Raw genomic sequence first — 20,233 nt, 5'->3', positions numbered from 1 at the left:
TGGCCGGGCTTGACCCGGCCATCCACGTTTCGCCTTTCGTGAAGACGTGGATGCCCGGCACCCGTCTCCGCCAAGGCTACGCCGGGCCACTGGCTCACACGGCCGCCGAAGCTTTAGCGAAGGCGGCAAGTCCGAGGGCTTGCTGCGCTTGAAAACACTATTCTAGTGTGGCGACTCTGACGTTCCTTTCAGTGTTGCAGCGAGTTCTCCGAAGGAACGTCAGAGTCAAAGCCACACTAGAATCATATGGTTGCTAGTGCCCCTTTGGTTCTGACATTCGTAAACGAACCCGCCGCGATATGATACGAATGTCAGAACCGGGACACTAGCGCGCCTCGCGCACGCTCTTGCGGAAGCGCTGGATCAGCCGCAGCATTCGCGACGACCAGCGGTCGCCGTTGCCGCGCAGCGTTTCCGTGATGCGCCGCTTGATCGGATCGACCAGGGCTCTTGCCTTGGCGCGTACCTCCAGGATGAACTCGTAGAGTTTCTCGAACCAGCCCATCTCCAGGAGCTTCGGCCGCGTCACGTCAAAGACGAAGGCGGTGATGCCGACACCGAGAAGCTTGGCGAAAAGAATCGTGAAGACGGCGCTCAGCCAGTATTCGTGCATGAGCAGCCAAACGCCGACCATCTTCAGCGGAAATAGCGGTATCACCGGCACGACGAACACGATCAGCGTCATCGCAGGCGATAGCGTATCGACCCGCTCAGCCAACCATGCCTTGAAAGCTTGCAGCGGGATTTTCGCAACGACCCAGGCGACGATCGGCTCAAGGTGATCCCAAAGCCACGCTTCGATCAAAAAGATGACCGCGAGCAACACCCAGATCGGTTGAAGAAGGCGGCGTAGCATAAAATTATCCTGCCCCGACTCTCGCGGCGCAAGGATCACATATGGATGGCACGTTTGCCAACCGCAAGCGCCGCTTCCTTCACTGCTTCGGAACGGGTCGGATGGGCGTGGCAGGTTCGCGCCAGGTCCTCGGCGGAACCGCCGAATTCCATCAAAACGGCGGCTTCGTGGATCATTTCACCGGCTTCACGGCCGACGATATGCACGCCGAGCACGCGGTCGGTCTTCGCATCTGCGAGAATCTTCACGAAACCGTCAGTGGTCTGGTTCACCTTCGAGCGGCCATTGGCGGTGAAGGGAAATTTGCCGCTGGTATAGGCCACGCCGGCCTGTTTCAGTTCTTCTTCGGTCTTTCCGACAGAGGAGACTTCCGGCGTTGTATACACAACGCCGGGAATGACGTCGTAATTCACATGGCCGGCCTGGCCTGCCAGAATTTCGGCAACCGCGACGCCTTCATCTTCCGCCTTGTGCGCCAGCATCGGACCGGCAACGACATCGCCGATCGCATAGACGCCCTTCAGGCTGGTGGCGAAATGCGCATCGATCTGCACGCGGCCGCGATTGTCGACGGCAACGCCGGCTTCCTTGAGGCCAAGGCCTTCGGTGTAGGGAATGCGGCCGATACAGACCAGCACCACGTCGGCCTCGATCTTTTCAACCGCTCCGCCCGCCGCCGGCTCAACCTGCGCGACCAGCGTCTTGCCTGAGGCATCGACGCTCGTGACCTTGGTGGCGAGCTTGAACGCAAAACCCTGCTTTTCCAGAAGGCGCTGGAATTGTCTGGCGACCTCGCCATCCATGCCGGGCAGGATGCGATCAAGGAATTCGACGACGGTGACTTGCGCGCCGAGCCGATGCCACACCGAGCCGAGTTCGAGCCCGATGACACCGGCGCCGATGATCAGGAGTTTTCCCGGCACCCTGTCGAGCGACAGCGCGCCGGTCGACGACACGATGCGCTTCTCGTCGATCTCGATGCCCTTCAGGCGCGCAATATCCGAGCCGGTGGCGATGACGATGTTTTTCGTCTCGACGACCAGCGTCTTGCCGTCCTTGCCGGCCACCTCGATTCGACCGGTCCCGAGGATTTTTGCTTTTCCCGGAATCACGTCGATCTTGTTCTTCTTCATCAGGAACTCGACGCCCTTGACGTTGCCGTCGATGCCTTGCTGCTTGAAATTCATCATGGCGGGCAGGTCGAGCTTCGGCGCCGGGACGCTGACGCCCATCTTGGCGAAGGAATGCTCGGCTTCCTCGAACATTTCCGAGGCATACAGCAGCGCTTTCGAAGGCATGCACCCGACATTGAGGCAGGTGCCGCCGAGCGTCGCGTTCTTCTCGACCACGGCGACCTTCATGCCGAGCTGCGCCGCACGGATGGCGCAGACATATCCGCCCGGGCCGGTGCCGATAACAACAAGATCGTAAGTCGCCATGATCGAATCCTGTAACTGAAATTTGTGACGCTATTGTTTGCGCATGACCTTTTCGGAAAACCGGTTTCCACTTTTCCGGATCATGCGTTAGCGCCCGCCCGACACGTCAAGAATTGCACTGGTCACATAAGAGGCCTCGTCCGAGATCAGCCAGGCAATGGCGTTGGCGATCTCGTCCGCGGTGCCGATCCGCTTCATCGGCACCACATGCGCCAACCGATGCGCACGATCGGGCTCGCCGCCCGAGGCGTGGATTTCGGTATCGATCAGGCCGGGACGAACAGCTGCGACGCGAATGCCTTCGTTGGCGACTTCGTAGCCAAGACCGACGGTGAAGGTGTCGATCGCGCCCTTGGACGCCGCATAGTCGACATAGGTATTGGGCGAGCCGAGCTTGGCCGCGACCGACGAAATATTGACGATGACGCCGCCCTTGCCGCCGTGCCTGGTCGACATCCGCTTCACTGCTTCGCGGGCGCAGAGAAAGCTGCCGGTGATGTTGACCGACATGATGCGCTGGATGCGCGTAGCGGACATCTCGTCGACCCGGATCGACGGGCCGACGATGCCGGCATTGTTCACCAGCGCACCGAGCGTGCCCAATGCGTCCGCCGCCTTGAACAGTGCGAGGATGTCGTCCTCAACGCCGACATCGCATTTCACCGCAATCGCTTTGCCATTGTTGGCTTCGATCTGGCCCACGACTTCATCGGCCGCTTTCCGGTTGCTGGCATAGCCGACGACAACGCGAAATCCGCGCGCCGCCGCGGCAAGGGCAGCCGCGCGGCCAATGCCGCGGCTAGCGCCGGTGATAACAACAACTTTGTCGGTCACATCTGTCTCCAACGAGTGAAACTCATTATCGACCTCCTAACATCAAATCATGACTTTGGAGACTGCTTGATTGTCCAGCTAGTCGTAAGATCGGGGTCCACGACAGTTTCTCCGGTCGAGCGCAACCGGTATTCTCCGGGCTTCGCCGCCTGAAATGCCGGCAGGTGCGGTGGCAAGGTCATTGTTTGCCCGGCCCACGTTTTGCCTTCACACAAGACGACAATTCCTTCCCGATTTGCGCTGGTGATCCGACCCCAACATTGCACCTGTGAGGTCACCGTCTTTCCGTCCGCTGCGACATAGGTGATCCCCGCAAGCATCAACTGCCCGACGAGTCCGTCAGCATCTTCCTGATCCCATGCTGGTGGACTGCTGCCGTCGGGAATTTTCGACGGCATCCAAGGCGGGCGCGATAGCTCATCGTCAGACACGCGGTCACAGATCCAGCACCAGCCGCGCCGGGTCTTCGAGGCTCTCCTTCACCCGCACGAGGAAGGTCACGGCATCCTTGCCGTCGATCACGCGGTGATCATAGGACAGCGCCAGGTACATCATCGGCCGAATCTCGACCTTGCCGCCGACCGCCATCGGACGCTCCTGGATCTTGTGCATGCCGAGAATGCCCGACTGCGGCGCGTTGAGGATCGGTGTCGACATCAGCGAGCCATAGATGCCGCCATTGGTGATGGTGAAAGTGCCGCCCTGCATCTCGTCGATCTTGAGCTGGCCGTCGCGGGCGCGGCGGCCAAAATCGGCGATGCTCTTCTCGATTTCCGCAATCGACTTGTGGTCGCAGTCGCGCACGACCGGCACGACGAGACCCTTGTCGGTGCCGACGGCGACGCCGATGTGATAGTAATTCTTGTAGATCAGGTCAGTGCCGTCGATCTCGGCGTTGGCGGCCGGAATATCCTTCAGCGCCTGCACGCAGGCCTTGGTGAAGAAGCCCATGAAGCCGAGCTTGCTGCCGTGCTTCTTCTCGAACACATCCTTGTAATGCGCGCGCAATGCCATGACGTTGGTCATGTCGACCTCGTTGAAGGTCGTGAGCATCGCCGCTGTGTTCTGAACATCCTTCAGCCGCCGCGCGATGGTCTGGCGCAGCCGCGTCATCTTCACGCGCTCCTCGCGCGCCGCGTCATCTGCGGGCGAGGGGCTGCGGACCTGCACGGCGGCCGCCGGCTGATTGACCGGCGTCGGCGCCGAAGCTGCCTTCTCGATCGCAGCCAGCATGTCACCCTTGGTAATGCGGCCGTCCTTGCCTGAGCCCGGCACGGTCGAGGCGTCGATGCCGCTTTCGGCGGACAGCTTGCGCACCGACGGTGCCAGCGGCGCATCGGCAGACACAGCCTTGTCGGCTGGCGGCACCTTGTCTGCTGGCGGCGCCTTGTCTGCTGGCGGCGCCTTGGCGGCCGGCGCAGGAGCGGGCGGCGGCGGAGCAGCCTTGGCGGGAGCGGCGGACTTGGCGGCGGCGCCCGCAGCACCATCCGTGATCTGCCCAAGCAGCGCTCCGACGGCGACGGTCTCGCCATCCCTGGCGCTGATCGCACCAAGTACGCCGGCGGACGGCGCCGGAACTTCGATGGTCACCTTGTCGGTTTCGAGCTCGACCAGGGGCTCATCGACCGCGACGGCATCACCGGCCTTCTTGAACCAACGGCCGATGGTGGCTTCAGTCACGGATTCGCCGAGCGTCGGCACGCGAATTTCAGTCATGGCTTTGCTCTCTCCAAACGCCCTGTACGGCGATAATCCCTTGCTGTCATCCTCCGCGAAAGCGGAGGATCCAGCAATCCGCGACGGTTCTCGTCGAAAACAGACGGCGCGGGTTACTGGATGCCCCGCCGTCGCGGGGCATGACCGGTTGAAATCTCGTCAGCTCAATGCCTCGTCGAGCAGCGCCTTGAGCTGCGCCAGATGTTTCGACATCAACCCGGTCGCCGTCGCGGCAGCGGCGGCGCGTCCCGCGTAGCGCGGACGCCTGTAGGTCGCGTTGATCTGGTTCAGCACCCATTCGAGATAAGGCTCGATGAAATGCCATGCGCCCATGTTGCGCGGCTCTTCCTGGCACCAGACCACTTCGGCGCCTTTGAAGCGGGAGAGCTCCACGACCAGCGCCTTCAACGGCACCGGATAGAGCTGTTCGATGCGCATCAGGTAGATATCATCGATACCGCGCTTCTCGCGCTCTTCATAGAGATCGTAATAGACCTTGCCCGAGCACAGCACGATGCGCTTGATCTTGTCATCCGGCACGAGCTTGATCTGCTCGTCGGGCAGCATCTGGGCGTCATCGTAGAGGATGCGGTGGAACGTCGTTCCCTCGCCCAATTCGTCGAGCCGCGAGGCCGCACGCTTGTGCCGCAGCAGCGACTTCGGCGTCATCAGGATCAGCGGCTTGCGGATTTCGCGATGCAGCTGCCGCCGCAGCACATGGAAGTAATTCGCCGGCGTGGTGGGATAGACCACCTGCATATTGTCTTCAGCGCACATTTGCAGATAGCGCTCGAGCCGTGCCGATGAGTGCTCCGGCCCCTGCCCTTCGTAACCATGCGGCAACAGGCAAACGAGGCCCGACATGCGCAACCATTTGCGCTCGCCAGACGAGATGAACTGATCGAACAGGACCTGCGCGCCGTTGGCGAAGTCGCCGAACTGCGCCTCCCACATCGCGAGCGCGTTCGGTTCGGCCAGCGAGTAGCCGTATTCGAAGCCGAGCACGGCCTCTTCCGACAGCAGCGAGTTGATGACTTCGTAGTGGCCCTGATCGCCGCCGAGATGATTGTACGGGGTGTAACGGCTCTCGTCTTCCTGATCGATCAGCACCGAATGGCGCTGCGAGAACGTGCCGCGCTCGGAGTCCTGGCCGGACAACCGTACGTGATGGCCCTCCTGCAACAGCGCACAGAACGCCAGCGCCTCGCCGGTCGCCCAGTCGATGCCGACGCCGCTGTCGATCGCCTTCGCGCGGTTGTCGAGGAAGCGCTGGATGGTGCGGTGAACGCGGAAACCGTCCGGTACCTTAGTGATCTTGCGGCCGATGTCCTTCAGAACGGCAGTATTGATGCCGGTCACACCACGGCGCGCATCCTCTTCCTGGTCGGCGATCTTGAAGCCGGCCCATTTGCCGTCGAGCCAGTCGGCCTTGTTGGGCTTGTAGCCGGTGCCAGCTTCCAATTCGGCATCAAGCCGCGCGCGCCAGTCCGCCTTGGCCTTTTCGACCTCGCCCTCGGTCATCACACCGTCAGCGATCAGCCGCCTGGCATAGACTTCGAGCGTGGTCGGGTGCGAGCCGATCTTCTTGTACATCACCGGCTGGGTAAACGCCGGCTCGTCGCCCTCGTTATGGCCGTGGCGGCGGTAGCAGAACATGTCGATGACGACCGGCTTGTGGAATTTCTGCCGGAACTCGATCGCGACCTTGGCGGCGAAAACCACCGCCTCCGGATCGTCGCCGTTCACATGAAAGATCGGCGCATCGATCATCTTCGCCACGTCGGACGGATAGGGCGAAGAGCGCGAATAGCGCGGATAGGTGGTGAAGCCGATCTGGTTGTTGACGATGAAATGCAGCGAACCGCCGGTGCGGTAGCCCTTGAGGTCCGACAGGCTGAAACATTCCGCTACCACGCCTTGCCCAGCGAAGGCGGCGTCGCCATGCATCAAAAGCGGCAGCACCGAAATCCGCATGTCTGGCGGATCGCCATGCTGATCCTGCTTGGCGCGCACCTTGCCGAGCACGACCGGATCGACGATTTCCAGATGCGACGGGTTGGCGGTCAGCGACAGATGGATCCTGTTGTTGTCGAACTCCCGATCCGATGAGGCACCGAGGTGATATTTGACGTCGCCCGAGCCTTCGACCGCGTCTGGATTGGCCGAGCCGCCCTTGAATTCGTGGAACAGCGCGCGGTGCGGTTTGCCCATCACCTGGGTCAGCACATTGAGGCGGCCGCGATGCGGCATGCCGACGACGATTTCCTTCACGCCGAGATTGCCGCCGCGCTTGATGATCTGCTCCAGCGCGGGAATCAGCGATTCGGCGCCGTCGAGACCGAAGCGCTTGGTGCCGGTGAATTTGAGGTCGCAGAATTTTTCGAAACCCTCGGCTTCGACGAGCTTGTTGAGGATGGCGCGCCGGCCTTCGCGGGTGAAGGAGATTTCCTTGTCCGGCCCCTCAATCCGCTCCTGAATCCAGCCTTTCTGCGCGGCGTTGGAGATATGCATGAACTCGACGCCGAGCGTCTGGCAGTAGGTCCGCTCGCAGATCGCGACGATTTCGCGCAAATTCCCGTATTCGAGGCCGAGCACGTGATCGAGGAAAATCTTCCGGTCGAAATCGGCTTCCGTAAAGCCGTAGGAGCGCGGATCGAGTTCCTCGCGGTCGCGCGGCACTTCGATCCCGAGCGGATCGAGCTTGGCGTGGAAATGGCCGCGCATCCGATAGGCGCGGATCAGCATCAGCGCGCGCACGGAATCGCGGGTCGCCTGGTGCACATCGGCCGAAGTGAGTTCGCTGCCAGCGGCTTGCGCCTTGGCCGCGATCTTGGTCGAGACCGCCTTCTCGACTTGCGCCCAGTTGCCGTCGAGCGCCGGGGTCAGATCGTCTTGCGGCGTGACCGGCCAGTTGCTTCTGGCCCACGAGGGCCCTTCGGCGTTCTTGCGAACGTCGGCGGGCGCATCTTTCAGGCTCTTGAAGAACTCCTGCCACTCGCCGTCGACCGAGGAGGGGTCATTTTCATAGTGGGCGTAGATTTCGTCGATATAGGTGGCGTTTGTGCCCTGCAAAAAAGACGAAAGGGCAAAAGCTGCGTTCGCATCCTGGCGAGACATGGGGCGTCCTGATGAGTTTCTTCATCGCGCATAACAGACGGCGCGGCAACCGATCCGCTAGACGCGGACCGGCGGGTCCAGAACCTGTACCCTATTTAAGAAGAAACTTCGCCCCGAAAAGAACCAAGCAGTGAATTAGGACTTCAACTTTTCAACGAGCGTCTTTCCGAGCCTTGCAGGCGACGGAGAGACGGCAATTCCGGCCGATTCCATAGCCGCGGTCTTCGATCCGGCGTCACCCTTGCCGCCAGATATGATCGCACCGGCATGGCCCATGCGGCGTCCGGGGGGCGCCGTGACGCCGGCGATGAAGCCAACCATCGGCTTCTTGCGGCCCCGCTTGGCCTCATCCTTCAGGAACTGGGCAGCGTCTTCCTCAGCCGAACCGCCGATCTCACCGATCATGATGATCGAGGTGGTCTTGGGGTCGCCCAAGAACATCTCCAGCATGTCGATAAATTCGGTGCCCTTGACCGGGTCGCCGCCGATACCCACCGCCGTGGTCTGGCCGAGGCCTTCCTGAGAGGTCTGGAACACCGCCTCATAGGTCAGCGTGCCCGAACGCGAGACAATGCCGACATTGCCGGGCCGGAAGATGTTCGCCGGCATGATGCCGATCTTGCACTCGCCGGCCGTCATCACGCCGGGGCAGTTCGGTCCTATCAGCCGCGACTTCGAGCCCGAGAGCGAGCGCTTCACGCGCACCATGTCGGTCACCGGAATGCCTTCGGTGATGCAGACGATCAACGGAATCTCCGCATCGATCGCTTCGCAGATCGCATCGGCTGCACCCGGCGGCGGCACGTAGATTACGGAAGCATCCGCGCCCGTCTTCTCGCGCGCCTCGCGCACCGTGTCGAACACCGGCAGGTTAAGATGTTTCGATCCGCCTTTGCCGGGCGAGGTGCCGCCGACCATCTTGGTGCCGTAGGCGATCGCGGCTTCGGAATGAAATGTGCCGTTCTTGCCGGTAAAGCCCTGGCAGATGACTTTTGTATTTTTGTCAATCAGGATGGACATCCGCTTTCCTATACGTTGATTGGCCTGATGCTTCAGGCTTAAGACTTGTTTTTTCCATCGCCTTCGATCGTCTGTTTGCGCGCAGTGGCACAAGCGATTATCCAACGATGAAATCGCCCCCGAAAAAAGATTAACCAGGCTGCCATCAATACGATGAAGGGCGCCCAACTTTTTGCATAGGGCCAAAACTCATTCATTCGACTTGGCCTTTGATGATGCACACGGCTGAGACTGCCTTCGCGAGATAATCGGTAAAGGGATCAGTGGACTCGCCGATAGACGCCGGTGATCACGTCGGACCACCCTTCGGCATCAGGCGAGTATTGGATTTTCATCGAGTAACTGTCGTCATCGATGACTTCGTAGACATGGCGTGCATTGCCGCGCAGCGAGCCGCGCACCAGCACCAGCGATTTGCCGGTCCAGCCGCCGGAAGCCGGCGACGGCGGATAATAGCCGAGCGAGTCATGCCAGAATAATTTGTAGAGGCGATCGTCGCGATCGTAGGTGAACACGGCGTGGGTCGCGAAGATCTCTTTGCCGTCGCGGCTCTGACGTGCGTCCTGGATCAGATAGAAGCCATTGAGATCGATGCGGGCATTCACCTTGGAGGTTGCGGGCCCGCCCTCGGTCCAGCGCGAGGGATAGACCATCTCATCGCCGGCCCAGTCGCCCGCGAATACCGCGAGCTTGCGGTGTTCTTCGAGCGGCGCCGGCGCGGCGAGATGGTCGGCCATTGTCAGGCTCCCTTGACGGCCTTGACGATTTTCTGCGCGGCATCGTCAAGATCATCGGCCGGCAGCACGTTGAGGCCGGACTCGCGGATGATCTTCTTGCCGGCGTCGACATTGGTGCCTTCGAGCCGCACGACCAGCGGTACCTTGAGGCCGACTTCCTTCACGGCGGCGACCACGCCCTCGGCGATGACGTCGCACTTCATGATGCCGCCGAAGATGTTGACCAGGATACCCTTCACGTTGGGATCGGCGGTGATGATCTTGAAGGCGGACGCGACCTTTTCCTTGCTGGCGCTGCCGCCGACGTCGAGGAAGTTCGCCGGCGACATGCCGTAGAGCTTGATGATGTCCATCGTCGCCATCGCAAGACCGGCGCCGTTGACCATGCAGCCGATGGTGCCATCGAGCGTGACGTAGTTGAGATCGTATTTCGACGCCTCGATTTCCTTGGCATCTTCCTCGGTCTCGTCGCGGAGCACGACGAGTTCGGGATGGCGGAACAGCGCGTTGTCGTCGAACGACACCTTGGCGTCGAGAACGCGGAGCGCGCCCTGCTTGGTGACGACCAGCGGATTGATTTCCAGCATCGCCATGTCCTTGGCGACAAAGGCAGCATAGAGCTGGGCCGCCAGCTTTTCCGCCTGCTTGGCGAGATCGCCGGTAAGGTTCAGGGCCTTCGCCACGGTGCGGCCGTGATGGCTCATGATGCCGGTGGCCGGATCAACCGAGAAGCTGACGATCTTCTCCGGCGTCTTGTGCGCGACTTCCTCGATGTTGACGCCGCCTTCGGTCGACACCACGAACGACACTTGGGAAGTTTCGCGGTTCACCAGGATCGACAGATAAAACTCCTTCTCGATCTCGGAGCCTTCTTCGATGTAGAGGCGATTGACCTGCTTGCCCTGCGCGCCGGTCTGCACCGTCACCAGGGTCGCGCCCAGCATCTGCTTGGCGAATTCATTGACCTCGGCGACCGACTTGGCGATGCGCACGCCGCCCTTGGCACCGGCGGAGGCCTCCTTGAAGGTGCCCTTGCCACGGCCGCCGGCATGGATCTGGCTTTTCACCACCCAAACCGGACCGGGAAGGCTTTTGGCGGCCGCATCGGAATCGGAAGGCTTAAGCACCGGCACGCCCTTGGAAATGGCGACGCCGAATTCGCTGAGCAGTGCCTTGGCCTGATATTCATGGATATTCATCTGGACGTTCCCCGAACCTTAGGTCGCTGCGAATTTTGGCAAATTCACACCGGCATTGTCGCTGGCATACCATATACCACAAGAACTGCAACCCGGTGTGCTTCGAAAAGTGAAATGCCAAGACTAGTGGAGTGGATTTGACATCCGCTACTCAGCTAGCCACGAGTCCAGCGGCCTAACAGGTCCGGCGCGATCTTCTTGCAGGCTTCGACCAGACCCTGGACCGCACCGACCGATTTGTCGAAGGCCTCGCGATCCTTGCCCGTGAGCTCGATTTCAACAACACGTTCAACGCCTTTGCTGCCGATCACGACGGGCACGCCAACATACATATCCTTCACGCCATATTCGCCATTGAGATAGGCGGCGCAGGGCATCACGCGCTTCTTGTCCTTCAGATAGCTCTCGGCCATGGCGATGGCGGACGCCGCCGGCGCGTAGAAGGCCGAGCCGGTCTTGAGCAGGTTGACGATCTCGGCGCCGCCGTTGCGGGTGCGGTCGACAATCTCGTCGAGGCGCGACTGCGAGGTCCAGCCCATCTTGACCAGATCCGGCAGCGGAATGCCCGCCACGGTCGAGTAGCGCACCAGCGGCACCATGGTGTCGCCATGGCCGCCCAGCACGAACGCGGTGACGTCCTCGACCGAAACGTTGAATTCATCGGCCAGGAAATAACGGAAGCGCGACGAATCCAGCACGCCGGCCATGCCGACGACTTTCTTCTGCGGCATGCCGGATGCCTTCTGCAGCGCCCAGACCATGGCGTCGAGCGGGTTGGTGATGCAGATGACGAACGCGTTCGGGGCATATTTCTTGATGCCGGCGCCGACCTGCTCCATCACCTTGAGATTGATGGAAAGAAGATCGTCGCGGCTCATGCCGGGTTTGCGCGGCACGCCGGCGGTGACGATGCACACGTCCGCGCCATCGAGCGCCTCGTAGGAATTGGCGCCCGTCATATGGGCGTCGAAGCCGTCGACCGGCGAAGACTGCGCGAGATCAAGCGATTTGCCCTGCGGGACGCCCTCGGCAATGTCGAACATGACGACGTCGCCGAGTTCCTTGAGACCGATGAGATGGGCCAGCGTTCCGCCGATCTGGCCGGAGCCAATCAGTGCAATCTTGTCACGCGCCATGGGGATTTGTCCTTTGAAGCGATGGAGGTGGATGAAAGCCGTTTGAGGCTGGTTATCCCTTTCGCTTCCCCCGTTCAAGCCGCAGCCCGCTCAATTGTCGGGCCGGCGGGGCGCATGCCGACGGGCGTCCGGAAACGACTGGAAATAACGACAGCAAATTACGTCTCGACCAGCCCCGTGGTCGAACCGCTTGCCGCCGAATCCTTGTGGCCGTGCGGCAAGCCCAAATAGGATTCCGAGCCCATTTCGATCAGGCGCGAGGAAGTCCGCTTGAACTCGTTGGCCTCGACGCCTTCCGTCGCGAGGTAAAGCGACAATGGATCGGCCTGAGCCGAGGCCATCAGCTTCACGCCATTGTCGTAGAGGGTATCGATCAAGGCAATGAAACGCTTGGCGGCGTTGCGTTCTGGATAATCCATCACCGGGATACGATCGATCAGGAGCGTGTGATAGTCGCGGGCGAGCCGAAGGTAGTCGGATGCAGCGAGCGGCTGCTCGCAAAGCTCGGCAAAAGAAAAACGCGCCACGCCGTTGGCCGAACACGGTACATGCAGCGTGCGGCCCTTGATCGAAATGCCGCGCGGGCGGCAGGACGCGTTGCCGGTCATCTTTGCCCAGGCGTTGTCGAGCGCGGAGGCGGCCACAGCGTCGGGAGGCACGAGCCACATCTTGACGCCAGCGAGCTTCTCCAGCCGAAAATCGGTGCGTGCGTCGAGCCGCAGCACCGTCATGCGCTCTTCGATCTGTGCGATGAACGGCAGAAACAACGATCGGTTCAGCCCGCCCTTATAGAGGTCTTCGGGCGCTACGTTGGAAGTTGCGACCACTACGGTACCGAGTTCGAACAGGCGCGCGAACAGCCGTCCCAGGATCATGGCATCGGCAATATCCGTGACATGGAATTCGTCGAAGCATAACAGCCACGCCTGTTCGAAAATCGCATTTGCGGTGAGCGCGATCACGTCGGCATCCGGGATTTCAGCGCGCGCGATCTGTTGGCGAAAGCCGAAAATGCGCTCGTGCACCTCGGTCATGAATTCGTGGAAATGCGCGCGCCGCTTGTACCGGACCGGGCTCGCCTGGAAGAACAGGTCCATCAGCATGGTCTTGCCGCGGCCGACTTCGCCGTGAACGTAAAGGCCGCGCGGTGGGCCCTCGCGCTTGTCGGCAAACAGCCGATCGAGCAAGCGTTGCCTGCGCACGGGCCTGTAGCGCTCGACCCGCTGCTCGAGATCGTCGAAGGCCTCCGCGGCCTCACGCTGCCCGGCGTCGGCCTCGATGGCACCGGAGGCGACGAGCGCTTCGTAGTGCTTGAGGAAAGATGCAGGCGGCGGGGACAACATTGCACCACTTTACGGCCCAAGCCTGAAGAAATTGCAAGCCAGGAATTGGCATTCCAGAACGCCAGAAAGGCGCTCAACGCCGCTGCAGGGGGCGCGGTCCGCAGCAAGGTTAAATTCCATTTTATGCGCTCAACGCGTAGGAATCTTCGACCACGTAGGGCCCGCCGCCGGTCGAGGCGCGTGAGGAAAACAGCACAAAGCGGGAAGCCGTGAACACCTTGGTCGGAAAATAGCCCCGCACCGAAAGATAGTCGGCAACGTCCTGGCTGGAGGCGTCGCGCAGCCGCGCCAGCGTGACATGCGGGGTAAACTTTCGTCCCTCGGGATCGAGCCCCATCCGCTGCATCAACCGCTCGAGCTCGGCCTGCAATTCGATCAGCGGCCGGGTCGGAGCTATGTTGGCGACTACGGCGCGCGGCTTTTTGCTTCCGAAACTGGAAAGGCCCTGAACCGAAACTTCGAACGGCTTGCGGTTCACACGAAACAGCATCGAGGCGATCTCGTTGGCCGAGATGCCGTCGATATCGCCGATGAAGCGCAAGGTGACGTGATAATTTTCGGGATCGATCCAGCGTGCCCCAGGTAGTCCGCCACGCAAAGAGGACAGGGTTTGGCCAATTTCGGCCGGGATTTCCAGTCCGGTAAACAGACGCGGCATCGCATGACTCCCGATGCTGGAACATGATTTGGAAACGAGGATAACAGCTTTCCCTAAAGATCATGTTCGCTGACAGACACCGGTGACGAATCACCGGCAACAATTTTTAGCGTAGTTGCGTGACTCTGCGAAGCATCTCCCGTTAACTGTCCAGTAAAGGTTTGCCGCGTCGCCGCATCACCGCCTTGCTGCCGGCTTTTCAGCTCGCGTGCTTCGATATCGAGCCGAGAAATGCCTCGACGTTAGGCAAGATATTCTTGACGATGATGTCAACTCCCGCCGCGGTTGGATGAATGCCGTCAGCTTGATTGAGCTTGGGATCGGCCGCTACCCCCTGGAGGAAAAAAGGATAGAGCGGCACGTCATAGGCTTTGGCGAGGCCAGGATAGATCGAATCGAAGTGGGCGGCAAAATCGGCGCCATAGTTCGGCGGCGCCACCATGCCACACAGCATCACCGCGACGCCGCGCCCCTTCAGCTGTTTCACGATGTCGGTCAACGCGGCACGGGTGACCGCCGGATCAATCCCCCGCAAGGCGTCGTTGGCCCCAAGCTCGACGATGACGGCCTGGGTCTCCTGCGGCACCGACCAGTCGAGACGGTCGAGGCCGCCGGAGGCGGTGTCACCGGAAACGCCGGCGTTGGTCACGTCGACGGCTATACCTCTGGCCTTCAACGCCTTTTGCAGCTTGGCCGGAAAAGCGTCGGCGCCGGACAATCCAAGTCCTGCACTCAAGGAGTCGCCGAGCACCACCATTTTGATCGGAGCGGCATTGGAAATTGTCGGAGACTGCGCAAAGGCTGGTTCGGCAGCGACGAGCAACAGGCCCCACACGAGCATTTGCTTGAACAAGGAAGAGAGCCTCTCGACCGCGCGGCCGGAACTACCATATGAGCAACCCATGGACAGCCTCACAAAGCCCTCATCCTTGTCCGGCCTTGCACCGGACAGCATTTCCATCTCCAGCGTCAACCTCTCCCTCGGCACCGGGGCGGCGCGCGTCCACATTCTCAAGGACATCAGCCTGCGCGTCGGATCGGGCGAAGCGCTCGGCCTGATCGGTCCGTCAGGCTCGGGGAAGTCCACGCTCCTCATGGTGATGGCGGGACTGGAGCGTCCCGACAGCGGAGAAGTGGTGGTCAACGGAACCCCTTTCAATGCCCTCGGTGAGGACGCATTGGCACGATTTCGTGGCCGCCAGGTCGGCATCGTCTTCCAGTCGTTCCATCTGATCCCCACCATGACGGCGCTGGAAAATGTCGCAGTCCCGCTCGAGCTCGCCGGAAATTCCGATGCCTCGGCACGCGCCGCGCACGAACTCATATCCGTCGGATTGGGTGACCGGCTGCATCACTATCCCACGCAGCTTTCGGGCGGCGAACAGCAGCGCGTCGCACTCGCGCGCGCCCTGGCGCCAGATCCGGCGATCCTGGTGGCTGACGAGCCCACGGGCAACCTCGATGAGACCACCGGCAAACAGATCGTCGATCTCCTGTTCACCAAACATGCCGAGCGCGGCATGACGCTGGTGCTGGTGACCCACGATGCCGCGCTGGCGCATCGCTGCGACCGCGTCGTACGGCTGCGTTCGGGCCGCATCGATGCCGAGCACAGTGCCGCTTCATGACGATCGTGACCGAATCCGTGGACGTTCGGCGGCCAGCTTCCATTCCGCTGCGCTATGCCTTGCGCGAGCTGCGCGGCGGCCTGCGCGGCTTTTATGTCTTCATCGCCTGCATCGCGCTCGGCGTGATGACAATTTCCGGCGTCGGCTCAGTCGCGGCAAGTCTCGCCGACGGGCTGGCGCGGGAAGGCCGCACGCTGCTTGGCGGCGACGCCGCCTTCTCGTTGATTCAGCGCGAAGCAAAACCCGACGAACTCGCTTTCCTGCGCGCCCGTGGCGAGGTTTCCGTTACGGCGTCGCTGCGCGCGATGGCGCGTGCCGCCGACGGCCGCCTGGCGCTGGTCGAGATGAAGGCGGTGGACAGCAACTACCCGGCGCTGGGTCAGCTTTCGCTCAAGCCGGACATGCCGGTCGCAGAGCTGCTCGCCGAGCATGACGGCGTCTACGGCGCGGCGGCCGATCAAACATTGCTGGCCCGGCTCGACCTGAAGCTTGACGATCGCATCACAATCGGCCAGGCGGCCTTTCAAATTCGCAGTATCGTCGAGGCCGAACCCGACAAACTTTCAGGCGGGCTCGGATTCGCTCCGCGGTTCCTGGCCAGCGAAGCGAGCCTGCGCGCTACGCAGTTGCTCCAGCCCGGCAGTCTGGTGCGCTGGACCTATCGGGTCAAACTGCCCGACGCCGCCAGCGGCGACCGCAGCACGATAAAGCTCGTCGACGACGCGAGAGAGGCGCTGCCACATGCCGGCTGGCAAATAAGGTCGCGCGACAACGCCTCGCCGCAGCTTGAGCGCACGATTAACCGTTTCACCCAATTCCTGATGCTGGTGGGATTGGCTGCGCTGCTTGTCGGCGGCGTCGGGGTCGCCAATGCGGTCAAGAGCCATATCGACCGGCGCCGCGACGTCATCGCGACCTTCAAGGCCGTGGGCGCGACCGGCCGCGACGTGTTCTCGATTTACCTGACCCAGGTGATCGTGCTCGCGGTGGTTGGCTCAATCATCGGACTTGCGGCCGGTGCCGCGCTGCCATTCGTCATCGTGGATGTGTTCGGCAAACTGCTGCCGCTGCCGATCGAGCCCACGCTGCATGGCGGCGAACTCGCGTTATCGCTGGTCTACGGGCTACTGACTGCGCTTGCCTTCGGCCTGTGGCCGCTCGGCCGCGTCCATGACGTGCCGGTGGCTGCGCTGTTCCGAGACACCGTCTCGAACGTCCGGCATCGCCCGCGCTGGGGCTATCTGCTGTCGGTGGCAGGGGTGATCGCGCTTCTGGTCGCGGTGATCATCGGCCTTGCCTATGACAAGCGCGTCGCCACGATTTTCGTGATCGCCTCGATCGCCGTCTTCGCGCTGTTGCGCGGAATTGCCGCGGCGCTGATGGCACTGGCGCGCCGCCTCCCGAGATCGCGATTCACGATGCTTCGCCTCGCGGTAACCAACATCCACCGGCCCGGCGCGCTGACGCCCTCGATGGTGCTGTCGTTCGGTCTTGGTCTTGCCGTGCTGGTCACAATCACCCAGATCGACGGCAACCTGCGGCGACAGTTCCTCGCAGCATTGCCGGAACGGGCTCCGTCCTTTTACTTCATCGACATTCCCTCGACCGAGGCCGATCACTTCAGCGCGTTTCTCAAGCAGACGGCTCCGGGATCGACCGTGGAGGAGGTGCCGATGTTGCGCGGCCGCATCGTCTCCGCGCGCGGGGTCAAGGCTGAGGACCTCAATCCTTCGACCGACAGCGAGTGGGTGCTGCAAAGCGACCGCGGCCTGACCGCAACGGGCGAAATCCCCAAGGGCTCCAAGATCGTGGAGGGCAAGTGGTGGGGTGCCGATTACAACGGCCCGCCGCTGGTATCGATCGAAAGGAAAATTGCCGACGGCCTCAGGCTCAAGCTTGGCGATGAGATCGTCGTCAATGTGCTCGGCCGCGATATCTCGGCCAGGATCGGCAACATGCGCACCATCGACTGGCAGGGTCTTGGCATCAATTTCGTGCTGGTATTCTCGCCGAACACCTTCAAAGGCGCACCGCATACGCATGTAGCAACATTGACCGAGGCTCACCCGGACGCGGCCGGCGACGCCGCGATCGTCAAATCGGTCGCAAATGCCTTCCCCATGGTGACAAGCGTACGGGTTCGCGAAGCGCTGGAAACCATCGGTAACGTGGTCACCAACCTCGTGCTGGCGATCCGCGGCGCCAGCGCGGTTACGCTGATTTCGGCCATCCTTGTGCTCGGTGGGGCACTCGCCGCCGGTCACCGCCATCGGGTCTATGACGCGGTCATTCTCAAGACATTGGGGGCGACCAGGGGACGTCTGCTCGGCGCCTACGTCCTCGAGTACCTTTTGATCGGCCTTGCGACGGCGATCTTTGGCGTCATCGCAGGCTCGGTCGCCGCCTGGCTGATCGTAACCCGGCTGATGACCCTGAGCTTCGTCTGGCAGGCAGGCAGCGCGGCCGGCGTGGTGGTATCCGCGCTTCTCGTCACGGTCGGATTGGGACTGGCGGGAACACTGCTGGCCCTGAACCAGAAGCCGGCGGCGGTGCTGAGAAACCTCTGATGAGGCTAGTGGAGTGGATTTGACATTCGCTACCACCTAGCCGCGGGTTCGCTAGGCGAATGTCAGATCCAAATCTCCACTAAAAACTGATGTTTGCTGGCGGTCCCCAGGATTCCAGCATTGGCAAAACAAAAAGAGGCCTCAGCAACGGGATGCGAATGTCGGAATCGGGCCGCCAGGTATAAAAATTGTTTAAATGTGTCTGACCACGGCCCGCCGGCTGGCGCGAAGCCTAGCGACATTCAGCCGCGCATGAACGCTTGCAGCGATTGTGCTAGTTTCCCAAATATCACGACGAGTCCAGACTCCGCTTGATGACGCAAAATTAATGTCGGCGAGCGGCGCTATCTGGGTTAATTCTAGCGAGCAAGCCCCCTTGCCTGCCAGGCAACAAACAGGAATTCGACCATGTCGGACCTAGACCGTAACTATAACTCCCCCTTCGGCCGGGCCGCCGGGCGCGTAGACGCCGCGACCGTCGACGCCGGTCTGCGCGCCTACATGCTGCGCATCTACAATTATATGAGCATCGGCCTCGCGATCACGGGCCTCGCCGCGCTTGGCGTTTATATGGCGGCGGTGACCACCGAGCCCTCCGGCGCCGCTGCCAAGATCGGCAGCGCGTTCCTGACACCGTTCGGCTACGCAATGTTCGTCAGTCCGCTGAAGTGGCTGTTCATCCTGGCGCCGCTCGCGATGGTTTTCGCGATTTCGGCCGGAATCACCCGGATGCGCCCGGCGACCGCCCAGATGATGTTCTGGGTGTTCTCTGCGCTGATGGGCGTTTCGCTGTCCTCGATCTTCCTGGTGTATACGCACACCTCGATCGTGCGGGTGTTCTTCATCACCGCCGCTACCTTTGGCGCGCTCAGCCTTTACGGCTACACCACCAAGCGTGACATGAGCGGCATCGGGTCGTTCCTGTTCATGGGCCTGATCGGCATCATCATCGCTAGCGTGGTCAATCTCTTCCTCGCCAGCACGATGCTGCAGTTCCTGGTGTCGGTGGTCGGCGTGCTGGTGTTTGCCGGTCTTACTGCCTACGATACCCAGCGGCTGAAGAACGATTACATCTACGGCTATGCCCAGGCGGGCGGCGACGTCGCGGAACGCGCGGCGATTACCGGCGCCCTGTCGCTCTACCTGAACTTTATCAACCTGTTTACGCTGCTGTTGCAGCTGCTCGGCCAGCGCGACTGAAACGCACCAGCGGTTAGGCGATCAAAATCGGAAAGCCCCGGCCTCACGGCCGGGGCTTTTCTTTTGCGCTTGCCGAAAATAATCTTCGCGGATGTCGCTTGAGATCAGACCGGCCATTGCCGCCGACCTTCCCGATATCGCCGAGATCTACGCGGAGGCGGTCCGTTTCGGAACCGCCACTTTCGAGCTTGTTCCGCCCGATCTCACGGAGATGACGCGGCGCTTTCAGGCGCTCACCGACGGCGGCTTTCCGTATTTCACGGCGGCGCTGGAAGGGCGCGTGGCCGGATATGCCTATGCGGGGCCCTACCGGCCGCGCCCGGCCTATCGTTTCACTGTCGAGAACTCCGTCTACCTGGCACCCGCGACCCACCGCCGCGGCATCGGCCGACAGTTGCTGGAACGGTTGATCGCGGACTGCAAGGCGCGAGGGTTCCGCCAGATGATCGCGGTGATCGGCGACTCCGCCAATGCCGCCTCGATCGGCGTCCACGCGGCTTGCGGCTTTCAGATGATCGGGACCCACCCGAACGTCGGCCTCAAGTTCGGCCGCTGGCTCGACACGGTGATGATGCAGCGAGAGCTTGGCGAGGGAGCCAGCACGGTGCCATCAGTTAGATAGGATGAGGCAATCGCGGCTCAACCCTCATGGTGAGTTGCCCACCGGCTGCGCCGACCCACTGCGCACGAAACTGGTGGTATGCTGGGGCGCCGTCGGCACGGAGGTCGGATACTCCTTGGTGCATCTAGCCCGATGGTGAGTTTGACTGTGGGACCTTGGAG

The 20,233-nt window shown here is 61.7% G+C and carries 17 protein-coding genes; 4 read left to right on the top strand and 13 right to left on the bottom strand.

Annotation, left to right across the window (positions count from 1 at the left end; all coding sequences use genetic code 11):
• Positions 1-325 precede the first annotated feature (325 nt).
• From M6D32_RS20530 to M6D32_RS20470, 13 genes are all read right to left on the bottom strand, one after another.
• Complete coding sequence (locus M6D32_RS20530; protein ID WP_298259638.1) at positions 326-856, bottom strand: hypothetical protein; 531 nt, start codon at positions 854-856, stop codon at positions 326-328.
• Positions 857-891: 35 nt separating this feature from the next.
• The gene (gene lpdA, locus M6D32_RS20525) at positions 892-2,295 is read right to left on the bottom strand and encodes a dihydrolipoyl dehydrogenase (protein ID WP_298259636.1); all 1,404 of its coding nucleotides are present in this window, start codon (positions 2,293-2,295) and stop codon (positions 892-894) included.
• Between the two features lie 87 nt (positions 2,296-2,382).
• Positions 2,383-3,129, bottom strand: a complete 747-nt coding sequence (locus M6D32_RS20520) for an SDR family oxidoreductase (protein ID WP_298259633.1) — start codon at positions 3,127-3,129, stop codon at positions 2,383-2,385.
• A 47-nt stretch (positions 3,130-3,176) separates the two neighbouring features.
• On the bottom strand, positions 3,177-3,560 hold the full coding sequence (locus M6D32_RS20515; RefSeq protein WP_298259632.1) for a hypothetical protein: 384 nt from the start codon (positions 3,558-3,560) through the stop codon (positions 3,177-3,179).
• 4 nt (positions 3,561-3,564) lie between these two features.
• Positions 3,565-4,845: a 2-oxoglutarate dehydrogenase complex dihydrolipoyllysine-residue succinyltransferase gene (odhB, locus tag M6D32_RS20510; RefSeq protein WP_298259630.1), complete on the bottom strand. Its 1,281-nt coding sequence runs from the start codon at positions 4,843-4,845 to the stop codon at positions 3,565-3,567.
• Between the two features lie 159 nt (positions 4,846-5,004).
• Positions 5,005-7,962 (bottom strand): 2-oxoglutarate dehydrogenase E1 component, encoded by a 2,958-nt coding sequence (locus M6D32_RS20505; protein WP_298259628.1) that lies wholly within the window; start codon positions 7,960-7,962, stop codon positions 5,005-5,007.
• A gap of 135 nt (positions 7,963-8,097) precedes the next feature.
• Positions 8,098-8,982 carry a succinate--CoA ligase subunit alpha gene (gene sucD, locus M6D32_RS20500; RefSeq protein WP_298259626.1) on the bottom strand — a complete coding sequence of 295 codons (885 nt, stop codon included), beginning with the start codon at positions 8,980-8,982 and terminating at the stop codon, positions 8,098-8,100.
• Positions 8,983-9,242: 260 nt separating this feature from the next.
• The gene (locus M6D32_RS20495; protein ID WP_298259624.1) at positions 9,243-9,719 is read right to left on the bottom strand and encodes a DUF1579 family protein; all 477 of its coding nucleotides are present in this window, start codon (positions 9,717-9,719) and stop codon (positions 9,243-9,245) included.
• Positions 9,720-9,721: 2 nt separating this feature from the next.
• Positions 9,722-10,918 carry an ADP-forming succinate--CoA ligase subunit beta gene (sucC, locus tag M6D32_RS20490; protein WP_298259622.1) on the bottom strand — a complete coding sequence of 399 codons (1,197 nt, stop codon included), beginning with the start codon at positions 10,916-10,918 and terminating at the stop codon, positions 9,722-9,724.
• 155 nt (positions 10,919-11,073) lie between these two features.
• A complete protein-coding gene (gene mdh, locus M6D32_RS20485; protein WP_298259620.1) occupies positions 11,074-12,054 on the bottom strand; it encodes a malate dehydrogenase in 981 nt (326 codons plus the stop codon).
• A gap of 158 nt (positions 12,055-12,212) precedes the next feature.
• Positions 12,213-13,397, bottom strand: coding sequence for a cell division protein ZapE (gene zapE, locus M6D32_RS20480; protein WP_298259618.1), 1,185 nt, complete (start codon positions 13,395-13,397; stop codon positions 12,213-12,215).
• A gap of 121 nt (positions 13,398-13,518) precedes the next feature.
• Positions 13,519-14,055 carry an RNA 2',3'-cyclic phosphodiesterase gene (gene thpR / locus M6D32_RS20475; RefSeq protein WP_298259616.1) on the bottom strand — a complete coding sequence of 179 codons (537 nt, stop codon included), beginning with the start codon at positions 14,053-14,055 and terminating at the stop codon, positions 13,519-13,521.
• Positions 14,056-14,254: 199 nt separating this feature from the next.
• On the bottom strand, positions 14,255-14,896 hold the full coding sequence (locus M6D32_RS20470) for an arylesterase (protein WP_298259640.1): 642 nt from the start codon (positions 14,894-14,896) through the stop codon (positions 14,255-14,257).
• A gap of 61 nt (positions 14,897-14,957) precedes the next feature.
• Here M6D32_RS20470 and M6D32_RS20465 point away from each other — a divergent pair, with 61 nt between their 5' ends.
• The 4 genes from M6D32_RS20465 to M6D32_RS20450 all read left to right on the top strand — a co-directional run bounded on the left by M6D32_RS20465 (position 14,958) and on the right by M6D32_RS20450 (position 20,072).
• Complete coding sequence (locus M6D32_RS20465) at positions 14,958-15,683, top strand: ABC transporter ATP-binding protein (RefSeq protein WP_298259614.1); 726 nt, start codon at positions 14,958-14,960, stop codon at positions 15,681-15,683.
• Between the two features lie 5 nt (positions 15,684-15,688).
• Positions 15,689-18,250: an FtsX-like permease family protein gene (locus M6D32_RS20460; RefSeq protein ID WP_298259612.1), complete on the top strand. Its 2,562-nt coding sequence runs from the start codon at positions 15,689-15,691 to the stop codon at positions 18,248-18,250.
• A 408-nt stretch (positions 18,251-18,658) separates the two neighbouring features.
• Entirely contained in the window at positions 18,659-19,450 is a 792-nt protein-coding gene (locus M6D32_RS20455; RefSeq protein ID WP_298259609.1) for a Bax inhibitor-1/YccA family protein, read from the top strand.
• Positions 19,451-19,541: 91 nt separating this feature from the next.
• Positions 19,542-20,072 carry a GNAT family N-acetyltransferase gene (locus M6D32_RS20450; protein ID WP_298259607.1) on the top strand — a complete coding sequence of 177 codons (531 nt, stop codon included), beginning with the start codon at positions 19,542-19,544 and terminating at the stop codon, positions 20,070-20,072.
• The last annotated feature ends 161 nt before the right edge of the window (positions 20,073-20,233 follow it).

Origin of the sequence: Bradyrhizobium sp. (assembly GCF_027307225.1) — a bacterium.
Classification (GTDB): Bacteria; Pseudomonadota; Alphaproteobacteria; order Rhizobiales; family Xanthobacteraceae; genus Bradyrhizobium.
The sequence above is the reverse complement of the archived record's forward strand: the minus strand, read 5'-3'. Positions and strand labels throughout refer to the sequence as shown.

Bases quoted from the DNA above. Each gene is read 5' to 3' on its own strand.
- M6D32_RS20530 (WP_298259638.1), bottom strand. From the start codon at position 856: ATGCTACGCCGCCTTCTTCAACCGATCTGGGTGTTGCTCGCGGTCATC.
- lpdA (WP_298259636.1), bottom strand. From the start codon at position 2,295: ATGGCGACTTACGATCTTGTTGTTATCGGCACCGGCCCGGGCGGATAT.
- odhB (WP_298259630.1), bottom strand. From the start codon at position 4,845: ATGACTGAAATTCGCGTGCCGACGCTCGGCGAATCCGTGACTGAAGCC.
- M6D32_RS20505 (WP_298259628.1), bottom strand. From the start codon at position 7,962: ATGTCTCGCCAGGATGCGAACGCAGCTTTTGCCCTTTCGTCTTTTTTG.
- sucD (WP_298259626.1), bottom strand. From the start codon at position 8,982: ATGTCCATCCTGATTGACAAAAATACAAAAGTCATCTGCCAGGGCTTT.
- M6D32_RS20495 (WP_298259624.1), bottom strand. From the start codon at position 9,719: ATGGCCGACCATCTCGCCGCGCCGGCGCCGCTCGAAGAACACCGCAAG.
- sucC (WP_298259622.1), bottom strand. From the start codon at position 10,918: ATGAATATCCATGAATATCAGGCCAAGGCACTGCTCAGCGAATTCGGC.
- mdh (WP_298259620.1), bottom strand. From the start codon at position 12,054: ATGGCGCGTGACAAGATTGCACTGATTGGCTCCGGCCAGATCGGCGGA.
- zapE (WP_298259618.1), bottom strand. From the start codon at position 13,397: ATGTTGTCCCCGCCGCCTGCATCTTTCCTCAAGCACTACGAAGCGCTC.
- thpR (WP_298259616.1), bottom strand. From the start codon at position 14,055: ATGCCGCGTCTGTTTACCGGACTGGAAATCCCGGCCGAAATTGGCCAA.
- M6D32_RS20470 (WP_298259640.1), bottom strand. From the start codon at position 14,896: ATGCTCGTGTGGGGCCTGTTGCTCGTCGCTGCCGAACCAGCCTTTGCG.
- M6D32_RS20465 (WP_298259614.1), top strand. From the start codon at position 14,958: ATGGACAGCCTCACAAAGCCCTCATCCTTGTCCGGCCTTGCACCGGAC.
- M6D32_RS20455 (WP_298259609.1), top strand. From the start codon at position 18,659: ATGTCGGACCTAGACCGTAACTATAACTCCCCCTTCGGCCGGGCCGCC.
- M6D32_RS20450 (WP_298259607.1), top strand. From the start codon at position 19,542: ATGTCGCTTGAGATCAGACCGGCCATTGCCGCCGACCTTCCCGATATC.